11 protein-coding genes and 2 pseudogenes are annotated in these 17,879 nt (G+C 70.7%); 6 read left to right on the top strand and 7 right to left on the bottom strand.

Annotation, left to right across the window (positions count from 1 at the left end):
- Positions 1–817: 817 nt before the first annotated feature.
- A complete protein-coding gene (locus Sri02f_RS33330) occupies positions 818–1,252 on the top strand; it encodes a DUF5994 family protein (RefSeq protein ID WP_109005048.1) in 435 nt (144 codons plus the stop codon).
- Positions 1,253–1,939: 687 nt separating this feature from the next.
- A complete protein-coding gene (locus tag Sri02f_RS33325) occupies positions 1,940–2,920 on the top strand; it encodes a slipin family protein (protein WP_109005047.1) in 981 nt (326 codons plus the stop codon).
- A gap of 75 nt (positions 2,921–2,995) precedes the next feature.
- On the opposite strand, the gene mgtA is transcribed toward Sri02f_RS33325, so the two are convergent.
- The 5 genes from mgtA to Sri02f_RS44185 all read right to left on the bottom strand — a co-directional run bounded on the left by mgtA (position 2,996) and on the right by Sri02f_RS44185 (position 11,516).
- Positions 2,996–5,623 (bottom strand): magnesium-translocating P-type ATPase, encoded by a 2,628-nt coding sequence (gene mgtA, locus Sri02f_RS33320; RefSeq protein WP_167467672.1) that lies wholly within the window; start codon positions 5,621–5,623, stop codon positions 2,996–2,998.
- Entirely contained in the window at positions 5,605–8,013 is a 2,409-nt protein-coding gene (locus tag Sri02f_RS33315) for a phosphoketolase family protein (protein WP_109005046.1), read from the bottom strand. Before Sri02f_RS33315 ends, mgtA begins: the two co-directional genes overlap by 19 nt.
- Before the next feature lie 25 nt (positions 8,014–8,038).
- Positions 8,039–8,776: a GAF and ANTAR domain-containing protein gene (locus Sri02f_RS33310; protein ID WP_109005098.1), complete on the bottom strand. Its 738-nt coding sequence runs from the start codon at positions 8,774–8,776 to the stop codon at positions 8,039–8,041.
- Positions 8,777–8,807: 31 nt separating this feature from the next.
- On the bottom strand, positions 8,808–9,656 hold the full coding sequence (locus Sri02f_RS33305) for a GAF and ANTAR domain-containing protein (protein WP_109005097.1): 849 nt from the start codon (positions 9,654–9,656) through the stop codon (positions 8,808–8,810).
- A gap of 1,473 nt (positions 9,657–11,129) precedes the next feature.
- Positions 11,130–11,516 (bottom strand): transposase, encoded by a 387-nt coding sequence (locus Sri02f_RS44185; protein WP_109005044.1) that lies wholly within the window; start codon positions 11,514–11,516, stop codon positions 11,130–11,132.
- Between Sri02f_RS44185 and Sri02f_RS33290 the strand changes: the two are divergent.
- From Sri02f_RS33290 to Sri02f_RS33280, 3 genes and pseudogenes are all read left to right on the top strand, one after another.
- Positions 11,419–11,962: pseudogene (locus tag Sri02f_RS33290) on the top strand (DUF1707 SHOCT-like domain-containing protein); the annotation flags it as partial. The gene Sri02f_RS44185 and the pseudogene Sri02f_RS33290 sit on opposite strands and share 98 nt — an antisense overlap.
- A 203-nt stretch (positions 11,963–12,165) precedes the next feature.
- A pseudogene (locus Sri02f_RS33285) lies at positions 12,166–13,010 on the top strand (ATP-binding protein); the annotation flags it as partial.
- A gap of 97 nt (positions 13,011–13,107) precedes the next feature.
- The gene (locus tag Sri02f_RS33280) at positions 13,108–13,857 is read left to right on the top strand and encodes a DUF4118 domain-containing protein (protein WP_109005043.1); all 750 of its coding nucleotides are present in this window, start codon (positions 13,108–13,110) and stop codon (positions 13,855–13,857) included.
- Between the two features lie 546 nt (positions 13,858–14,403).
- On the opposite strand, the gene Sri02f_RS33275 is transcribed toward Sri02f_RS33280, so the two are convergent.
- Positions 14,404–14,889: a DUF5994 family protein gene (locus tag Sri02f_RS33275; protein ID WP_245970918.1), complete on the bottom strand. Its 486-nt coding sequence runs from the start codon at positions 14,887–14,889 to the stop codon at positions 14,404–14,406.
- A 572-nt stretch (positions 14,890–15,461) separates the two neighbouring features.
- Here Sri02f_RS33275 and Sri02f_RS33270 point away from each other — a divergent pair.
- A complete protein-coding gene (locus Sri02f_RS33270) occupies positions 15,462–16,700 on the top strand; it encodes a PP2C family protein-serine/threonine phosphatase (protein WP_109005095.1) in 1,239 nt (412 codons plus the stop codon).
- Between the two features lie 700 nt (positions 16,701–17,400).
- Here the strand turns inward: Sri02f_RS33270 and Sri02f_RS33265 are convergent.
- Positions 17,401–17,844: a hypothetical protein gene (locus Sri02f_RS33265; RefSeq protein WP_109005042.1), complete on the bottom strand. Its 444-nt coding sequence runs from the start codon at positions 17,842–17,844 to the stop codon at positions 17,401–17,403.
- Between the last annotated feature and the right edge of the window lie 35 nt (positions 17,845–17,879).

The raw sequence follows: 17,879 nt of genomic DNA, 5'->3' as shown, positions 1-17,879 counted from the left end.
AGCCACCGTCCGTGCGACTCGCATTCGCTCTCGGCGATGCCGTTGCACACCCATGTCGAAGAGGCGCAGCCCAAGACCCCGGCCGCACTGTCGTCACCGAGGTCGAGGACCGCGCATGTCTCTCCACATCCCTCGCTCCCCGCCAGCCGTCCCGCACTCTCCCTATCGCTACGGCACGTCTGTGTGCGGCCGGTTGCGGGGACTGGTGGATGCTCACGTCGGCTGGTCGTTCCGCAACGGCCCCAGGTCGGCGGCCCTCCCCACGCTCGGCTTCGCTCGCGTGCGGGGACTCCCATCGCTCCCGACCTGCTGGCCGACCGTGGCATTCGGGCCTGGCCGACCGTGGCATCCGGGCCGTTGCCGGGGCTTCCCGACCCTGTGTGCTCGCCCTCGCCCTGTCCTTCGCCGCTGGGCGCCTGATCGGCGGCAGCTGGGTGTCCGCCCCGACCGTCCTGCTGTGGGCGGGACTTGTCCGCATCGCCTTGCTCCATCACGTCACGTGGAGCGTGAACTCCCTCTGCCATGTGGTCGGTGATCGGTCAGCGCCCGTTCCACACCTGTCGCCACCACCGCGCCACCGACCTGTGGCCCCTGGCCCCGCTCTCGTCCGGCGAGAGCGGGCCCAACCTCTACCGCGCCGATCCCACCTGCGCCCGGCACGGCGTCGACCGTGGCCGGCTCGACCCGTCCGCCGCCGTGATCCGCCCATCCGAACGCCTCGGCCGGGTCAGGGACGTGCGCCGGCCCACCCCGGACCACATCGCTCGTTGCCCGCCGCGTGTGAACCCGAGCGACCGCATCCCCTTCAGGAGTTCCCATGACACTCGCCCCACCGCCCCCGCTCTCCTCGATGTCCACTCTCCGCCTGCGCCTGGTGTCCCAACCGGCAACGGGCCACATGGCCCGGCCTGTCGACGGCGCCTGGTGGCCCCACTCGCCCGATCTGGCGTCCGAACTGCCCAGACTGCTGGGCGGACTGCCACCCGCCTGGGGACAGGTCACGAGCGTCCCCGTGGATGAGGCAGTGTGGTCCCCGTTCCCGGGCCGGCTGCTCGTCGCCAACCAGGTCGTACGCCTGCGCCGGACGACCACCCAGCGCTCCCCGACCACCGTGTGCCTGCTGGCGCCCGGCAGCGGCCGGTGGGACCTGCTGGTGGTGCCGCCCGCCGCAACGGACGCGGAGGCCGGACGGCTCATCCGGAGTACGGCCACCGTTGTGAAGGACAGCGTGGGGGGAGTCGCAGTCCGTTGACGGTGGACGTCGGATCAGAACCCCAGGGGCCGCACGCCTGGTGCGGGCCCGGGGGTGTCGTCACCGGACCGGCTGGGGCGGCTCCACGTTGCCCGGTCCTGGACCGGCCGCGCCACCCGACGGGGAGTCCGCTCGGGTCGTCAACGGAGTACTCTGGTGTTACCGAGGGTACTTCGTGCATCGGCTTCCCTGTCGTTGTCACTTTCGGCGATTTGAGCACGCCGGGCCGGTTCCGGTCGGCCCGGAGCAGGGTTCGCGTCATGACTGCGACCGTTCACCCCACGCCGACCCCCGGACGTACTTCCTCCTCCACGTCACTCCGGATCCCTTCCGCTCCGCTCGGTTTTTCGGCGGCGGACGTGCCCGATCCGCTGGCGGGACTGATCACCCGGGGCCTGCTGAACCGCGCGTACTGGCCGGCCGCACCGAGTGCTGGGCCCTTCCGCTCCGCCGACGGCGGGGTGAGGATCGTGCGCACTCCAGCGGCCGCCGGAGCCACAGTCGGCGGTGCGCGGACCGGTGTACCGCAGAGTTCTCCTGGCTGAGCCGGACCGCCCCACCAGAGCCTCATCAGCAGCCCGAGACCCCGGCCGCACCTCAGACGACAGGCCGGGGCCCTCCCTGTGCCATGTGCTTCCCGGACCGCTCGGGCCCGGGACCGTCATCGACGTAAGGAAAGTGAGAACCATGGGTGTTCTGATCACCGTGCTGGCGGTGTGCGCCGGGGCCGGGCTGGTCCTGCTCGCCCTGAGTGTGCGCAACGTCCAGCAGTACGAGAAGGGCGTGGTGTTCCGCTTCGGACGGCTGCTGCCGGACATACGCGGGCCTGGCCTGCGCGTCATCCGGCCGATCGGGGACCGGATGCGGAAGGTGTCCGTCCAGACCGAGGTCCTCGGCATCCCGCCACAGGGGTCCATCACCGCCGACAACGTGACGCTCACCGTCGACGCGGTCGTCTACTTCAAGGTCATCGACCCCGTCAAGGCCCTGGTGAACGTGCGCAACTATCCTGCAGCCGTCTCCCAGATCGCGCAGACGTCGCTCCGCTCGGTCATCGGAAGGGCCGACCTGGACACGCTGCTCTCCGACCGTGACCACATCAACGCGGAACTCAAGAAGGTGATGGACGCCCCGACCGAGGAGCCATGGGGGCTACGCATCGAACGCGTCGAGATCAAGGACATCGCCCTTCCGGAGTCCATGATGCGCTCCATGTCCAAGCAGGCCGAAGCCGAGCGGGAACGCCGCGCGCGGGTCATCGCGGCCGACGGTGAATTCCAGGCGTCCCAGCGGCTGACCGACGCCGCCGCGACGATGGCTGACACCCCAGGAGCACTTCAACTGCGGCTGCTGCAGACCGTGGTGGACGTCTCCGCCGAGAAGAACAGCACTCTCGTGATGCCGTTCCCCGTGGAGATGCTCCGCTTCTTCGAGCACCAGAGCAGGGAGACCGGCGACGAGTCCGCCGGACGGCGCGTGCACCGGACCGCCAGGCGCCCCGCGCTGTCCACCAGCGTCGTGATCCCCGAGCCCGCCGCCCCTTCTCCGGCCCTCGCACCGTCGGTCTCCCCGCCCGGGGAGCGGGCCGGCAGCCGTGCTGAGGTGGCCCGGGAGCGGCGGGACAACTGGCCGACGCGGCGGGACGCCGAGGAAGCCCTGAGCGGTTGACCGTTCCACGCCGTTCGAGGCGACGCGATCGTCTCGGCGCGGCGTGGTGCCGCTGACGGTCCCGGTGACAGCGTGTCACCGGGGCCGCAGCGGTCCGGGGTGGCTGAAGCGGCCGGCCCGCCGTTGGATGCGGTGCCGGCGGGTGCGGTGGCGTACCGGCGGATGTGCGGCTCGCGCGTCGGCGCGGGCGTAGAAGACGTGTTTCGCGCCCTCGATCAGCACCAGGTAGAGCACGACCATCACGGCCAGAGTGAGGAGGAGTCCGAGCGGCAGGGACTGGAAACCGAGCGGCTCCGCGAGCGGGGACATCGGCAGCGCGACGGCGACGGTGACGACACCGATGGCGCTGAACAGCAGGGGGCGGCTGGGCCGGCTGCGGTAGAACGGCACCCGGCGGGTGCGGATGGCGAAGACGACCAGCGCCTGCGTGGCGAGGGACTCCACGAACCAGCCGGAACGGAACAGTTCGGCGCTGGTGTGGAAGATCTGGGTCATGATCGCGAAGGTGAGGAAGTCGAAGAGGGAGCTGACGGGCCCGAAGAAGAGCATGAAGCGACGGATGAAGGCGATGTCCCAGTGCGAGGGGGCGCGCAGTTGCTCCGGGTCGACGTGGTCGGTGGGGATGGTCAACTGCCCGGCGTCGTAAAGGAGGTTGTTGAGCAGGATCTGCGAGGGCAGCATGGGCAGGAACGGCAGCACCAGGGAGGCTCCGGCCGCGCTGAACATGTTGCCGAAGTTGCTGGAGGTGCCCATCAGGACGTACTTGATGGTGTTGGCGAAGATCCGGCGGCCCTCGGCGACCCCGTCGGCGAGTACGCCGAGGTCCTTCTCCAGGAGAAGGACGTCGGCCGCGTCCTTGGCCACGTCGGTCGCGGTGTCCACGGACAGCCCCACGTCGGCGGCGTGCAGGGCCAGCGCGTCGTTCACGCCGTCGCCCAGGAACCCGATGTCACGGCCCCGGCGCCGCAGCACCCGTACGACCCGTGCCTTGTCCTGGGGCGAGACGCGGGCGAAGACGGTGGTGGTGTCGGCCGCCCTGGTCAGCTGGTCGTCGTCCAGCTCCCCGATGTCCTGGCCGGTCAGGGCCCTGCCGGGCGGCAGACCGAGGTCGGCGCAGACCTTCTGGGCGACGAGCGCGTTGTCGCCCGTACAGATCTTGACGGTGATGCCGAGTCCGGCGAGGCGGCGCAGCGAGGCGGCGGCACCGGCCTTGGGCGGGTCGAGGAAGACGAGGAAGCCGGCCAGACGCAGCCGGTGCTCGTCGGCAGCAGTGAGGGACGCCTGCCCGTCCGCGTCCCGGGTGGCCACGGCGACCACCCGGCTGCCCGCCGCGAAGTGCTCCTGGAGCACCGCTGCCGCCTTGTCCGGTACGTCACCACAGCGGGCCAGGACCGCCTCGGGCGCGCCCTTGGCGATGAGTAGACGGCCGCCGTCCGGACGCTCGACGAGCGCGGAGCCCAGCTGCCGGTCGTGGTCGAAGGGCAGCAGCGCGAGCCGGCGGTGTCCGGCCGGGGGCGTGCCCGTGGCCTGCCACAGCGCGACGTCCAGCGCGTTCCCGCCCACCTGGTCGAGGTCGCCCTCGGTGGCCAGCAGACCCAGCTTCAGCACCGTGTCGGAGAGTGCGCCGGCCGGGTCGAGGGCCGCCTCGAAACGGATGCGGCCCTCGGTGAGCGTGCCGGTCTTGTCGGTGACCAGGACGTCCATGTCGCCCAGGTCCTCGATGCATACAAGCCGCTTGACGAGGACCTTGCGCCGCGCCAGCTGCCGTGAGCCGGTGGCCAGGCTCGTGCTCACCACGGCGGGCAGCAGCTGCGGGGTGATGCCCACCGCGATGGCCAGCGAGAAGAGCAGAGCGTCGAGCAGCGGCCGGTGGAGCAGGACGTTGATGACGAAGATGCCGGTGGTGAGGGCGGCGGCGACCTTGAGGAGCAGCATGGAGAAGCGGCGCAGCCCCGCCTGGAAGTCGGTCTCCGGCTGCCGTTCGCCCAGCCCCAGCGCGATCCGCCCGAACTCGGCACGGCCTCCGGTGGCGACCACCACTCCGGTCGCGCTGCCCCCGTGCACCACCGTCCCCATCAGCGCGCAGGAGGTCAGCTCGGCCAGGGCCGCCCCCGCGGCGACCGGCGCCGGGCTCTTCTCGGCGGGGGCGGACTCCCCGGTGAGGACGCTCTCGTCGCAGGCGAACGCCGTGCACTCCAGCAGGCGCAGGTCCGCGGGCACCAGTTGCCCCAGCGTCAGACGTACGACATCGCCCGGCACCAGCTCGGTCACATCGACCTCGGCAGCCGCGCCGTCCCGGACCACGACGGCCGTGTGCCGCACCCGCGAGTGCAGGGCCTGAGCCGCCTTCTCCGCCCGGTACTCGTTGACGAATCCCAGAGCCACGCTCAGGACCAGGATCCCCGCGATGATGACCGCGCCGGTCCGCTCGCCGAAGAAGTACGAGACCCCGGCCGTCACCGCCAGCAGGATCAGCAGGGCGCTGCGCAACTGCCGCCCGAGGACCGCCAGGAGGCGGACGTGGTGCGTGCGTACGGCGTTCGGCCCGACGGCCGCGAGCCGCTCGGCCGCCTCACCTGTCGCACCCCCCGACAGGCCGTCGAGGCTGCTCGCGAGCGAGTCCACCACGGCCTGCGCGTCTTCCGCGGCGGCCTCCCCCACCCGCAGCTCCTCCCCCCGGGTGGTCACTGACTCCAGGTCCATTCGGTCACCTCGGGCAGGTCCGCGCCGTGGACGCGGATCCAGTCGTGATGGCGGTAACGGACATCGACCATCCGCTGCCGCAGCGCCGCCGCGCGGACGGCGAGACCGGGCACCCTGTCGATGACGTCCATGACCAGCCGGTAGCGGTCGAGGTCGTTGCGGACGACCATGTCGAACGGTGTCGTGGTGGTGCCCTCCTCCTTGTAGCCGCGCACGTGCAGGTGCGGGTGGTTGTCGCGGCGGTAGGCGAGCCGGTGGATCAGCCACGGATAGCCGTGGTAGGCGAAGACGACGGGCTTGTCAGGGGTGAACAGCGCGTCGTACTCGCTGTCGGGCATGCCGTGCGGGTGTTCCTCCGCGGGCAACAGCCGCGCGATGTCGACGACGTTGACCACCCGTACCGCGAGTTCGGGCAGGTGGCGGCGGAGCAGCGAGGCCGCCGCCAGCACTTCGAGCGTGGGTACGTCGCCCGCGCAGGCCAGCACCACGTCGGGCTCGCCGGGCTCGGACTCGGTGCCGGCCCAGTCCCAGATCCCGGCGCCGCGGGCGCAGTGCGCGCGGGCGGCGCCGAGGTCGAGCCAGTCGAAGCAGGGCTGCTTGCCCGCGACGACGACGTTGACGTAGTCGCGGCTGCGCAGCACGTGATCCGCCACGCACAGCAGGGTGTTGGCGTCCGGCGGATAGTAGACCCGCACGACTTCCGGCGACTTGTTGAGCACGTGGTCGACGAAACCGGGATCCTGGTGGGAGAAGCCGTTGTTGTCCTGGCGCCACACGTGTGAGGTGAGCAGGTAGTCGAGGGAGGCGATCGGGCGGCGCCAGGGGAGCCGGCGGGCGACGCGCAGCCACTTGATGTGCTGGTTCGCCATGGAGTCGACGATGTGGACGAAGGCTTCGTAGCAGGAGAACAGGCCGTGCCGGCCGGTGAGGAGATACCCCTCCAGCCAGCCCTGGCAGGTGTGTTCGGAGAGGATCTCCATCACCCGGCCGCCGCGCTCCAGGTGCTCGTCCGTGGGCAGTACCTGGGCCTCCCACGCCTTCCCGCTCGCCTCGTAGACGGCCTGGAGGCGGTTGGACGCCGTCTCGTCGGGGCCGACCAGCCGGAAGTCGCGCCGCTCGCCCGTGTCGGCCATCACCCGCGCCAGCAGGTCGCCGAGGACACGGGTCGGCTCGTGCGATGTCGCGCCGGGCTTGTCGACCGGGACGGCGAACCGTTCCAGGGGCGGCAGGGGCAGGTCGCGCAGCAGCAGGCCGCCGTTGGCGTGCGGGTTGGCGCCCAGGCGGTGCGCGCCGTCGGGGACGCAGGCCAGGACCTGTTCCCGGGGGCGTCCGCGCTCGTCGAAGAGCTCCTCGGGCCGGTAGGAGCGCAGCCATCGCTCCAACTGCCGCAGATGTTCCGGGTTTTCGCGTACGGCCGGGAGCGGCACCTGGTGCGCTCGCCAGGTGCCCTCCACCGGGACGCCGTCGACCTCGGCGGGGCCGGTCCAGCCCTTGGGCGTGCGCAGCACGATCACCGGCCAGCGCGGACGCTCGGCGGTGCCCTCCGTGCGGGCGGCGTGCTGGAAGGCGGCGATACGGTTCAGGGCCTCGTCCATGGCGCAAGCCATCGCCTGGTGGACGGCGCGGGGGTCGTCCTCCGTGACATGGAGGGGCTCGTGGCCGTATCCCCTGAGCAGGGCGTCGAGTTCGGGCTCCGGTACCCGGGCCAGAATCGTCGGGTTGGCGATCTTGTAGCCGTTGAGGTGCAGGATCGGCAGAACGGCACCGTCTCGTACCGGGTCGAGGAACTTGTTCGAGTGCCAGGAGGCGGCCAGCGGACCCGTCTCGGCCTCACCGTCCCCGATCACGCAGGCCACCAGGAGCCCCGGATTGTCGAACGCGGCCCCGTAGGCGTGCGCGAGCGAGTAGCCCAGCTCGCCGCCCTCGTGGATCGATCCGGGGGTCTCGGGTGCGACATGACTGGGGATGCCGCCCGGGAAGGAGAACTGCCGGAAGAGGCGGGCCATCCCGGCCGCGTCCCGCGTGATGTCCGGGTACGTCTCGGTGTAGCTGCCTTCCAGCCAGGAGTTCGCCACCACGGCCGGCCCGCCGTGACCGGGCCCCCAGACGCAGATCGCGTCCAGGTTCCTTGCCTTGACGACCCTGTTGAGGTGGGTGTGGACCAGGTTCAGGCCCGGTGAGGTGCCCCAGTGGCCCAGCAGTCGCGGCTTGACGTGCTCAGGCGCCAACGGCTCGGTCAGCAGAGGGTTGGCCATGAGGTAGATCTGCCCGACGGCCAGGTAGTTCGCCGCTCGCCAATGGGCGTCCAGGGCGCTCAGCTCCTCCTCGTCGATGTCGGCGGTACCGGCCGGGGTGCCGAGGGAGGTCTCGGTGGTGGGACCGAGTGGCATGACGAACCTTTCTCGAGGCGCTGGATCAGGAATTTCCGGGACTGAGACTGAGACTGAGACCGGGGAGGTGTTCGGTCTCGTCGATGAAGGCGCGCGCGACGTCCGCCAGGCGGCGGTTGTGGGCGCGGGCGTATGCACGCAGCGTCGTGAAGGCCCGCTCCATGTCCGTGTTGCGGCGTTCGGCGAGCTTTCCCTTGGCCTGTTCGATCAGGACGCGGCTGTTGAGGGCGGTCTGCAGCTGTTCGTTGAGGAGGGTGCTGCGCTCGGTGGTGCGTTGTTGCAGCAGGCTGATGGTGGCGACGTCGGCGAGGGCCTGCGCGAAGGGGGTGGCGGCTGGGCTGATGGGCGCCGGGGTGGTGTGGAAGAGGTTGAGGGCGCCGACGACCTCGTCGCGCAGGCGCATGGGCAGCGCCTGGACGGAGGTGAAGCCGATGCGCTGAGCCTGGGCGGTGAACAGGGGCCAACGCGCGGCTTCGTCGCGCAGGTCGGGAACGGAGACGGTGATCCCGGTGTGGAAGCAGTCCAGGCAGGGGCCTTCGTGGTTCTGGAGCTGGAAGAGTTCGAGGAGACGCACCCGTTCGTCGGAGGCGGCCATGACACGCAGCACGCCGTCGCGGTCGGCGAGCAGGACGCCCGCCGCACTCGCGTCGAGCAGGTCGACGCAGCGGTCGGTGAGCAGGCGCAGGAAGTCCATGAGGTCGAAGTCGGCGACGAGACTGTCCGCCAGCTCGACGAACGTCCGGGCCATCAGCTGTTCCTTCATCGTGCACACCTCTGTGTGTGGGGCGTGAGCATCAGGTCTCCTCGTCGGGCGGTCGCGCGTCCGACGGTTGTGTGTCGGAGGGACGCGCGCCCGGCGGCCTCAGGTCGGACGGTGTCGCCTCCTGGGGGAGGCGGAGCCGGTGGGCGACCACGTCGGCGGCGACCGTCGAGATCCGTGTCCCGCGGGCGTACGCGTGGGCGCGCAGCCGGATGAATGCCTCCTCGACGCCGATGCCGAGCTGGACCGTGAGGATGCCGGTGGCCTGGTCGATCTCGGCCCGGTAACCGCCCAGGTCATCGAAGGATGCGGCGTCCGGCCGGTCCGTGTCGGCCCCGTCGGTACCGGATGCCGCGGTGTCGGGCGGGACACCCGTCTCGCTGATGCCGGCGTCGAGCAGAAGCAACGTGGCAATGTCGGCGAAGGCCATCGCGTCGGCCACCTCGTCCGCGTCCAGCTCGACCGAGTTGCTGGAATACAGGTCGAGTACGCCGGGGCTGATGGCCCCGATCTGCAGGGGGAAGGCGAAGACCGCCCTGGCTCCGGCTTCCAGGGCCGCGTCGGCGAACACTGTCCAATGCCGCTGGAGTTCACCGGCCAACAAGTCGGTGCAGAGGACCGAGGAGCCGAAGACAAAGGCATCCACGCACGGCCCCTCGCCCAGTGTGAGCTGGAGTTCTTCCAGCTGCTGACTGACGGAGTCGGTGCTGCACAGAGGGTGACTCGCCCGGTCGCGGGACATCGCGGAGATCCCGGCCCCGCCGACCGGCAGCGCCGTCACCGCCGCCGTACACACGTCCAGAGGGCCGACCCGGGCATCGCGAAGTGCCGCCTGCTCGGCCACGAGAGCCTGGATCCGCGCCGCCCGGCTGCCGGGGATCACGGTGACCACCGGATCAAGGGGGGAGCCGGCACCGGGAACACGGCACCGCCAACCGGCCTGCTGATGTTTCCGACGCCTTTCCTGCGCCAGGAGTGGAGAGAGGCCACGATCGGCTCGTCGCCCCGGTCCGCCAAGGCGACACCGACTGACGCCTGACGCCCGGAGGGGAGCGGTTCCTGCGACCGTCGGCCCACCTCCCGGTGCCGCTCGTGCGGGTGAACCAGGAGCCCGGAGAAGACGAAGCCGACGCAGGTGATCCGGCCGACGGCGGGCGGGAGCGCTCCGTCGAATCCCGGCCACCCGAAGTCGTCATCGCCTACGACACGGGGCGCTGGGGCCGCGTAGGGGAGCCACCCGTGCCGCCACCCCGGGGAAGATCCGAACCCGCAGCCCTTCAGGGCCGCAGTCGCCCCGATCACCATGGCGAATCCGGGCTGCCGTACGGCGACCGCGAGACGTCCTGGCGGACTTCCGGGCTCGGCTCGCGCGCCTCTTCGCCGGACGCCGCTGCGCGGGACTCCGCGACGGACCCGTGAGATCCCTGCGAGAACAGACGGCCTGCCGGCGGGCCGGGCCGGCCCGGGCGCATCGCTTCAAGGGCGGGCTGCTCGCAACGGCCTCCGCTCCACGGCTGACCGCGGGCCGGAGGGGTGATCACAGCGCGCCCGCCCGCTGGAGGGGAGGGGTGCGGCGCGAGCGGGCACGAGCCCTCCGGCGGACGGACAGCCGCAGAGTAAGGCATGACACCTCGGTTCCAGCCGTTCAGGTGTTCTCGGGACCGCCACCGGGCGCCGGACGCGAGGCGCCGGGCTTCATGCCCGGCGGGGTGCGACCGAGGTCGGGGCGTGCGAGGACGTGAGTGGGTCACCGGGTCGGGATTCCGCGCTCAGAGGCTCGGCGCCCGACAGGGATCTCCTCGAAGATGCGACGGGTCCGGACGAGATCCGCTCCCGTGGCATCGTGGTCAGCAGGCCGTGCGTCCACCGGGGTCCTGGGCGTCCGCTCACCAGCATAGTCCCCAGCCCTCCGCGGCGGTGGGTCCGAACGGGCCGGAATCCGCCACCGGGCGGCTGCGGAAAAGGTGTGGGAGAAATCCGGGGCGAGCCGAAAGTGGGTGAGCGGGTGGACCAGCAGCGGGAAGTCGACGAGCGGGGCGATGGCCGGACCGGCGAACAACAGAAGTGTCGGGCAGACGCAGGAGCTGGGCAACGTCGTTGCGGTTTCCGCCGGTCAGCGACACCGCGAGCGGGACGCCCTGGCCGTCGGTGAGGACGTGGTGCGTGTTGCCCGGACGTGCGCGGTCGACCGGGCTGGGACCGCTTCGGCCGTGCCGAGCCGCCCGCACGCGTGAGGAGTCGATCACCGCCCGCGACCAGTCGAGCTTCTTCGCGGCCCGCCGATTCTTCAGCAGCACCAGGTGCAGGTCGTCCCCCGCCCCCGCCTCGTTCCACGCGGCCGGTCGCCGCCAGCAGGTCATCTTCGACCCGAGGCCCAACTCCTGCGGCGGTACTCCCACTCGATGCCGATGTGCGGAACGGACAGGATTCCGCACAACGCCTGCCGGTCCGGAATCCGTGGCCGGCCCTCCACCAGCTTCGGGCCCGGTTCCGGCAGCAACGGCTCGATGAGCGACCACAGTTCGTCCGAGACGGACCACGGACGCGACTCCCTCTTTCCCGCGACCAGGCCACGGACGAAATGCCCGTTGCGGAGGCACACTTGTGGTCGTCGCGGGGCGTGGCCCGAGGCGTCCCGGGAGACGGTGACCTCTCTGCCGGAAGACCTGCCGTCACTGAGCAGCGAGGAGGACCGCGACGCGGCCGTGCAGCGCCTGCAGGAGACGTACGCCGAAGGGCACATTTCGCACGAGGAGCTGGACGGACGTCTCCACCAGGTGCTCACCGCCAGGACGCACAGTGAGCTCGTGCCGGCTCGCTCTGGCCTCGCTTCCGCAGGAGGATGCGGGCACCGCGTCCACGATTGCCGCCGCCGGCGGACGGATCAAGCGGCGCGGCCCATGGCAGGTACCTCGGACCCTCAAGGTCGAGTCCGCGTACGGGAGGGTGCACCTGGGCCTGTCCCGGGCGGTCATCGAGCATCTGGTGGTCGACGTCGAGCTGCAGTTCGGCACCGGCAGGGCGAAGATCACGGTGCCTCGCGACGCGATGGCCGAGTACGAGGATCTGCACACCGGGTGGAAGGACACGCGGTACAAGACCCGGCTGAGCTGTCGCCCCGGCGGGCCGAGGATCCGGATCTCCGGGACCATGGGGTTCGGACGGTTGAGGATCCGCCACGCGCGGCGTCGAAGCCCCATCCGGCACCAGGACCACCCGCCCGGCACGTCTTCGTCCCCGCTCGACTGCCGTGCGGCTCGGCCACCCGCGTCGCCAGCGGTCGCGGCACCGGCGAGACGGTCGTCGAACTCTCCGGTGACATCGACGTCCACAAGGTCACGCACGAACGCGCCGGCCTCGGCACTCTGCTGCCCTCACGCAGGCGCACCCTGGCGACCGCACGCCGCACCGCGGGCCCGGTGACCGGCCTGCTGCTGCCGATCGCGCTCACCTTCCTGCTGGACCTGGACCTGGACGTGGACCTGGACCTGGACCTGGACGTGGACCTGAACGTGGCCCGCGGCAGACTCGACCTCACCAGCGAGGCACGGCCGTTCCTGTTCGCCGTGGTGGGGGTCGCCCGCAGTTCACGCTGGACGTCCTGATCGCCCTGGCCGTCTTCGTCGCGGTGGCCGTTGTCGTCGATCGTCCCTGCGCCTTTCCCGGCGCTCGGCCCGCGCACCGCCAAGGCCAAGACGATGTCCTCGCCGGCAGGCACCATCGTGCGGGGCGGCGCGACGATCCCGGTGCCGGTGGAACTCACCCGCGAGACTTTCGGCATGGACTCGGTGGAGCTGGTGGACCAGCTGCCCGACGACCGGGCCACGGTGGAGCCCGCGGCCAGGCTCAACCGCCTGGTGGAGCTGGAGCGCCTGATCGCCAACCTCGTCGGCGACGCGGCCCGACACAGCCCGGTCGGGCGCAAGGTGCTGTCGACGGCCGGCGCCCACGCGGGCCGCGTCGAGGTACGGGTCGTCGACTCGTCGACCGCGGCCCCGGGGCGCCCCCGGGCGGCCGCGACCGTGTCGTCGAGCCCTTCCAGCGGCTCGGCGACACCGACGACACCACCGGACTCGGCGTCGGGCCGGCCCCCGCCCGGGGCCTGACCGAGGCGACGGAGGGCGCCCTCGCCCCGGAGGACACTCCCGGCGGGGGTCTGACCATGGTGGTGTCCCTGCCCTTCGCCGAGCGGGTCGGGCACCCCAGTGGTACGCAGAGCGTGGGAGGGGGTGTGTGAGCCCCGAACGGCGCCCGAGGGCACGTCCGTCCTCGGGCGCCTCGATGGATGCAGGGTCGGTGAATTCAGGACCGGTGACACAGGAGGTGAAGGCGTGATGACCGGCTATCCGCTCAGGGACGGACTCGCCCTGATGGCGGGCCTCGTGGGACCGTTCCTGGTGGCGCTCGTGCTCGTGCCGTTCCGTACGGACCTGTCGCACACGAACGCCGCGCTGATCCTCGTCGTGGCCGTCGTCGCGATCGCCGCGCTGGGCAGCCGCGCCGCGGGCGCCCTCGGGGCGCTGTCGGCGGCGGCCTGGTTCGATTTCTTCCTCACCCGCCCGTACCAGACCTTCGGCATCAACGCGTCCGAGGACATCGAGACGGCAGTGCTGTTGCTGGCAGTCGGCCTGATCGTGTCCCAGCTCGCGGCCCGCGCACGTCGGCTGGAGGTGATCACGGTGACGGAGGCCGCGTATCTGACCCGTGTCCACGACACGGCCGAACTCGCCCGGTCCGCCAGGTCCGGCGACACGGTGGTCGACCACGTCCGGCACGAGCTCACCGAACTGCTTGGGCTGCGCGCCTGCCGTTTCGAGTACGGCACCCTGATGGGGCGGCCGCCCCGGCTGGAGCAGGACGGGAGTGTGGCGCTGGGCCGCCGACGCCGGGACGTCGACATCGACGGCTGGCCCGAGGGCGAGATCGAACTGCGTACATACGGCAACGGCCACTACCTCGGCCGCTTCATGCTCACGCCCGGACCGGGTCCCGTGCCCCCGCTGCAGGCGCGCCTGGTCGCGGTGACCCTCGCCGACCAGACGGGAGCGGCTATGGACACCGCGGGGCCGATGCGGGACCGCTGACACCTGAGCCGCAGGCCCCCGGAAACCCGGGGCTGTCGCCGGGAACATCCACGGCACCGGCGACGGTGAGGCCCTGACTCGACCGGTCGAAGCGATGCTCGCCGAGGCATGCCGGCCGCCGCCTCCGGAGGCGTGCTGCCTGGTGCAGGAGCGCAGCTGGAAGCCTACGACGGGTGCCCCGCCTTGCGTGAGCCAGATTCCGGCAGTCGCAGTCTGACCCCGCCTTGGCCTCGGTGACGGCCAGGGCGGGGTTGACGGGACGTCTCGGACGGAGCACAGCAGGTGTTGGTTCCGCAGCACAGCTCGGGTCCGCCGAATGCGTCACCTTCGAAGAGGCATCGCCGTCCCCGGCTCGGTGACGCGGACGATCGCGGAGCGCATGCCGGCGGCGGCTATGCGAGCCGGGTGTTCCTGACGACGGTGAACCCGTTCCTGGGGCAGGGCCCGGCGCCCCTGGGCGGCTGGCTACGCGCTGTTCGCGGCGAGGGGCCAGATCATCGTTCCGCAGCGTTCGATCCAGCGGCACTACCGGCGGGACCGCTCTGATCACAGCGGATCGCCAACGGGTACGACTTCAGAGCGAGCCGTCGCGATCGCCAGCAGTTCCGTGGCGGTGCGGCTGCCGTCGACCGGAACCGGCGTGTTCATCAGCCAGGCGGCAGAGTCGGCCAGCATCGCAGGCGGAATGACAAGCAAGCTTCTGAACCCCTTGAGATAGGAGCAGAGGACGATCACGTTCTGCTCCTGACCGGAGGCCAACCACCCTGCGGTGACGGAGTGCCCGCTGACGGCGACCTGGTGCGGGATGTCCGGCCACGGCTCGATCCCCAGAATGACCCTGGTGATGACGCCCACCCCGTCCATCGCTTCCACCAGAACGGGCAGTTCGTCGAGGAGATTGTATGAGTACGGCCACCACGCGCCGTCGCATCCGCCCAGGACGGCTTCGTACGGCGCCAGCGAAAGCCGGACCGGCAGCGAGGGGGAGAGACGCTCCGTGTTCGTCGCGGATTGATCAGCAGTCGGTTCCATGACGTGAACCTGCCTCCAGGCGCGGTCTGACCGACCCGGCATTGCTGTTCGCCGAAAACGGCGTCGGCATGGGACCGGCGCACGTAATGCCCTCGGTGATTGCAGCCTACTGCCCACGAACTCCGTCTCCGGCGGGTGCGCACGACACAACAGGAACGCCCAACCCCGCACCGGGCGGAAACCGGCGGATGTTGGAATGTCCCTGGTCAGGGGGCTGCGAGCGCCAGACCAGGGACACGCAGACGCCTGCCTCCCCCAAGAAGGCTCCGCCGCCCTGGGCCGTGTCCAGGGCGTCCAACAGGTCGGGTGCCGCGCTCTCACCGTGAGGGCCGGCAGGGCACGTCCTGGTCCTGACCGGCCTGTTGCACGGCCCATTCCTCGGCTTCGTCACTCTGCAGGAGGCCAGCCGCGAAGACCGGCGCGTTCTTCGGAGACCGGCCCTTGAGGCCGACAGGGGGCCCGGATCAGCTCCGCCAAATACATGGCGTCTTGAGCTGCCGTGACCGCTCACCGATTGACGCTCCCCGTGGAGGTTCCCATGCTGTAGGAGGGGAGTGGAAGGGGCCACGGCCGTGAGTAGTGGACAGAGTGCACTTCCCCGGTTGCTGACGGCCGCGGAGACGGCGGCGCCGGTGGCTGCCGTCGATGTGGTCGCCGAGCACCTACGGCGGCGTTTCGAGGCCACGAAGGTCTCTTTTCTCATCGTCGACCTGACGGGAAAGACGGTAGTGCGGCTGTCGACCGCTGGGGCGGGCGAGGGCGGGCGGGAAGCGGAGCGGATTCCCATGTTCGGCAGCGCCTACGAGCAGGTGGTCTGCACCCAGCGGCTGTACCAGGAGGCGAGCAGCCAGGGGCAGCGGGTGATCGTGCCGGTCACCAACCGGGGGGACGCGATCGGGCTGCTGGAAGTGCTTCTGCCGGCCGCCGCCGGTGAGGACGTCCTCGACGGGGTCAAGGAAGCAGCCCACGCCCTGGCATACATAGTGATCGCCAACGGACGTTTCACCGACCTGTACACCTGGGGCAAACGCTCCCGTCCCCCCACTCTGGCAGCGGAAATCCAGTACCAGCTGCTGCCGCCGTCGCTGTCGTGCGAGGCTGCGCAGTTCACCCTGTGCGGGAGCATGGAGCCCTCCGAAGACCTCAGCGGCGACACCTTCGACTACACCCTGGACCGCGACACCCTGCACGTGTCGGTGACCGACCCCATGGGCCACGACATCGACGCGGCGTTGGCTGCCACGGTCCTGGTGGCCGCCCTGCGCGGCGCCCGTCGCACGGGAGCCGGTCTGGCCGAACAGGCCCACCGGGCTGACCAGGCGCTGGCCGACCACGGCCAGGGGCATGCCACCGGGCAGCTGCTGCGCGTCACCCTCAGCACCGGGCGGGCCCAGTTGGTCAACGCCGGGCATCCCTGGCCACTGCGCGTGCGGGAGGGGACCGCGGAGGAGCTGGCCTGCTTGGTGGACCGACCCTTCGGGCTGTCGGTGTCCGCGCGTCACCCCTACCGCGTTCAGGACGTCGATCTGCGCCCCGGTGACCGTCTGCTCATGCTCACCGACGGCATGCTCGAACGTCATGGGGGGACGGTCGACCTGCCTGCCCTGCTGGAGCACACCCGGGACCTGCACCCGCGGGAGACGGCGCTGATGCTGACGTCCGCCGTCCGTGAGGCTGCCGGCGGCCGGCTCGAAGACGATGCCACCGTGATGTGCCTGGACTGGCACGGCCCTCAGGAGACCGAGCGGCACGTGAACTCCGGCGCGGACACCCGGCAGGCTTCGGCCGGCCGTACGAAGCCGTGGCCATGAGCCGTCAGTCAGGTGGCTGCATGGCGCGCAGGAGGTAATTTAGGGTGGCATCGAAGCGGATGCTCCCGGATTCGAGGGTATCCATCGATTGCGCGCACTCGCTGGCGCGGCTGGTGTTTCGGTGCCTGTCAACGCCTGTCAACGCCTGTCAACGCCTGTCAACGCCGGTCACAAGCGGACGAGGCGACAGGCCATCTTCTCGTGCTGCTCCTCGCCAACGTACTCGTGGTCCTGCGCCCCGGATTGCGCTGCAGGCCCGCCGACGCTGAGCGCGGGTACCCGCGCGCCTCTCGGAACCTGATGGCTCGTCAGGTAAGTCGGCATGCAATCAGCATGGGACCGGGCGGTCTTTCGTACGTGGTCCTGGTCGACGGCTTCGCGGCAGCTTGGTCTGCGCAGTTTGCGCAGTTGAGGAACCTGCTCACCGCGGCGCTCGCTGTTGTGGCAAGTCTTCGATTCGAAGGCAGTCCAATGTACAGTGAATGACGCCCCTGACCTGCAGAGAGCTGGCGGGGAGCCGTCTTCCAGGAGTCCAAAGTGCTGCGTACCATGTTCAAGTCCAAGATCTAGCGTTTGGGTGTTTCCGCAGGTCAGAGCCCTGATTGCCGCCTCTAGGTCAGCAAACGGTCAGCATCAGGCCGGACGGTGTCCGGCTTGCTGACCTGCACCGCGGCAGGGGGCCTGCTGCCCCGCCCTGCGACTATTCCCGGCGCGGGGACGGATCCGGCGGGAAGGCCAGGCCGGTGACGGTGCTGGCCTGGACGATCGGGCCGTGCTGGGTGCCGCCGGAGACGGTGTTGTGCACCGTTGCTGGGCGGCCCGCTGCGGCGGCCGCCAGTCGGCGCAGCGACGCCCCGAGAGCACTCAGTTCCTCGCCGGTGAGCGCCCCGGCTTCCACCAGCCCGCAGAGACGAGTCTGCCACTCGGCCGCGATGCCGGACGCGGCGCGCTCGTCCGCCGCGGTGCCCGTGAGGAGCAGCCGCGCACGCGCGTCGTCCAGGCCGGTGATCGCGACGGTGTCCGCGCCGGCACGTGCCAGGAACCGGCCCATCAGTGCGCGGGCGTGAGTCCAAGAATCGGTGACCATGAGGGAGACCAGGGTGGTGGCCCCCGATGCCGCCATCGCGGCCAGTTCTGCGTCCATTGCGTCCTCCTGGATGCGCAGGGATGAAATGTCCC

This window comes from Streptomyces rishiriensis (assembly GCF_003112535.1).
Taxonomy (GTDB): Bacteria; Actinomycetota; Actinomycetes; order Streptomycetales; family Streptomycetaceae; genus Streptomyces; species Streptomyces rishiriensis.
The sequence above is the reverse complement of the archived record's forward strand: the minus strand, read 5'-3'. Positions and strand labels throughout refer to the sequence as shown.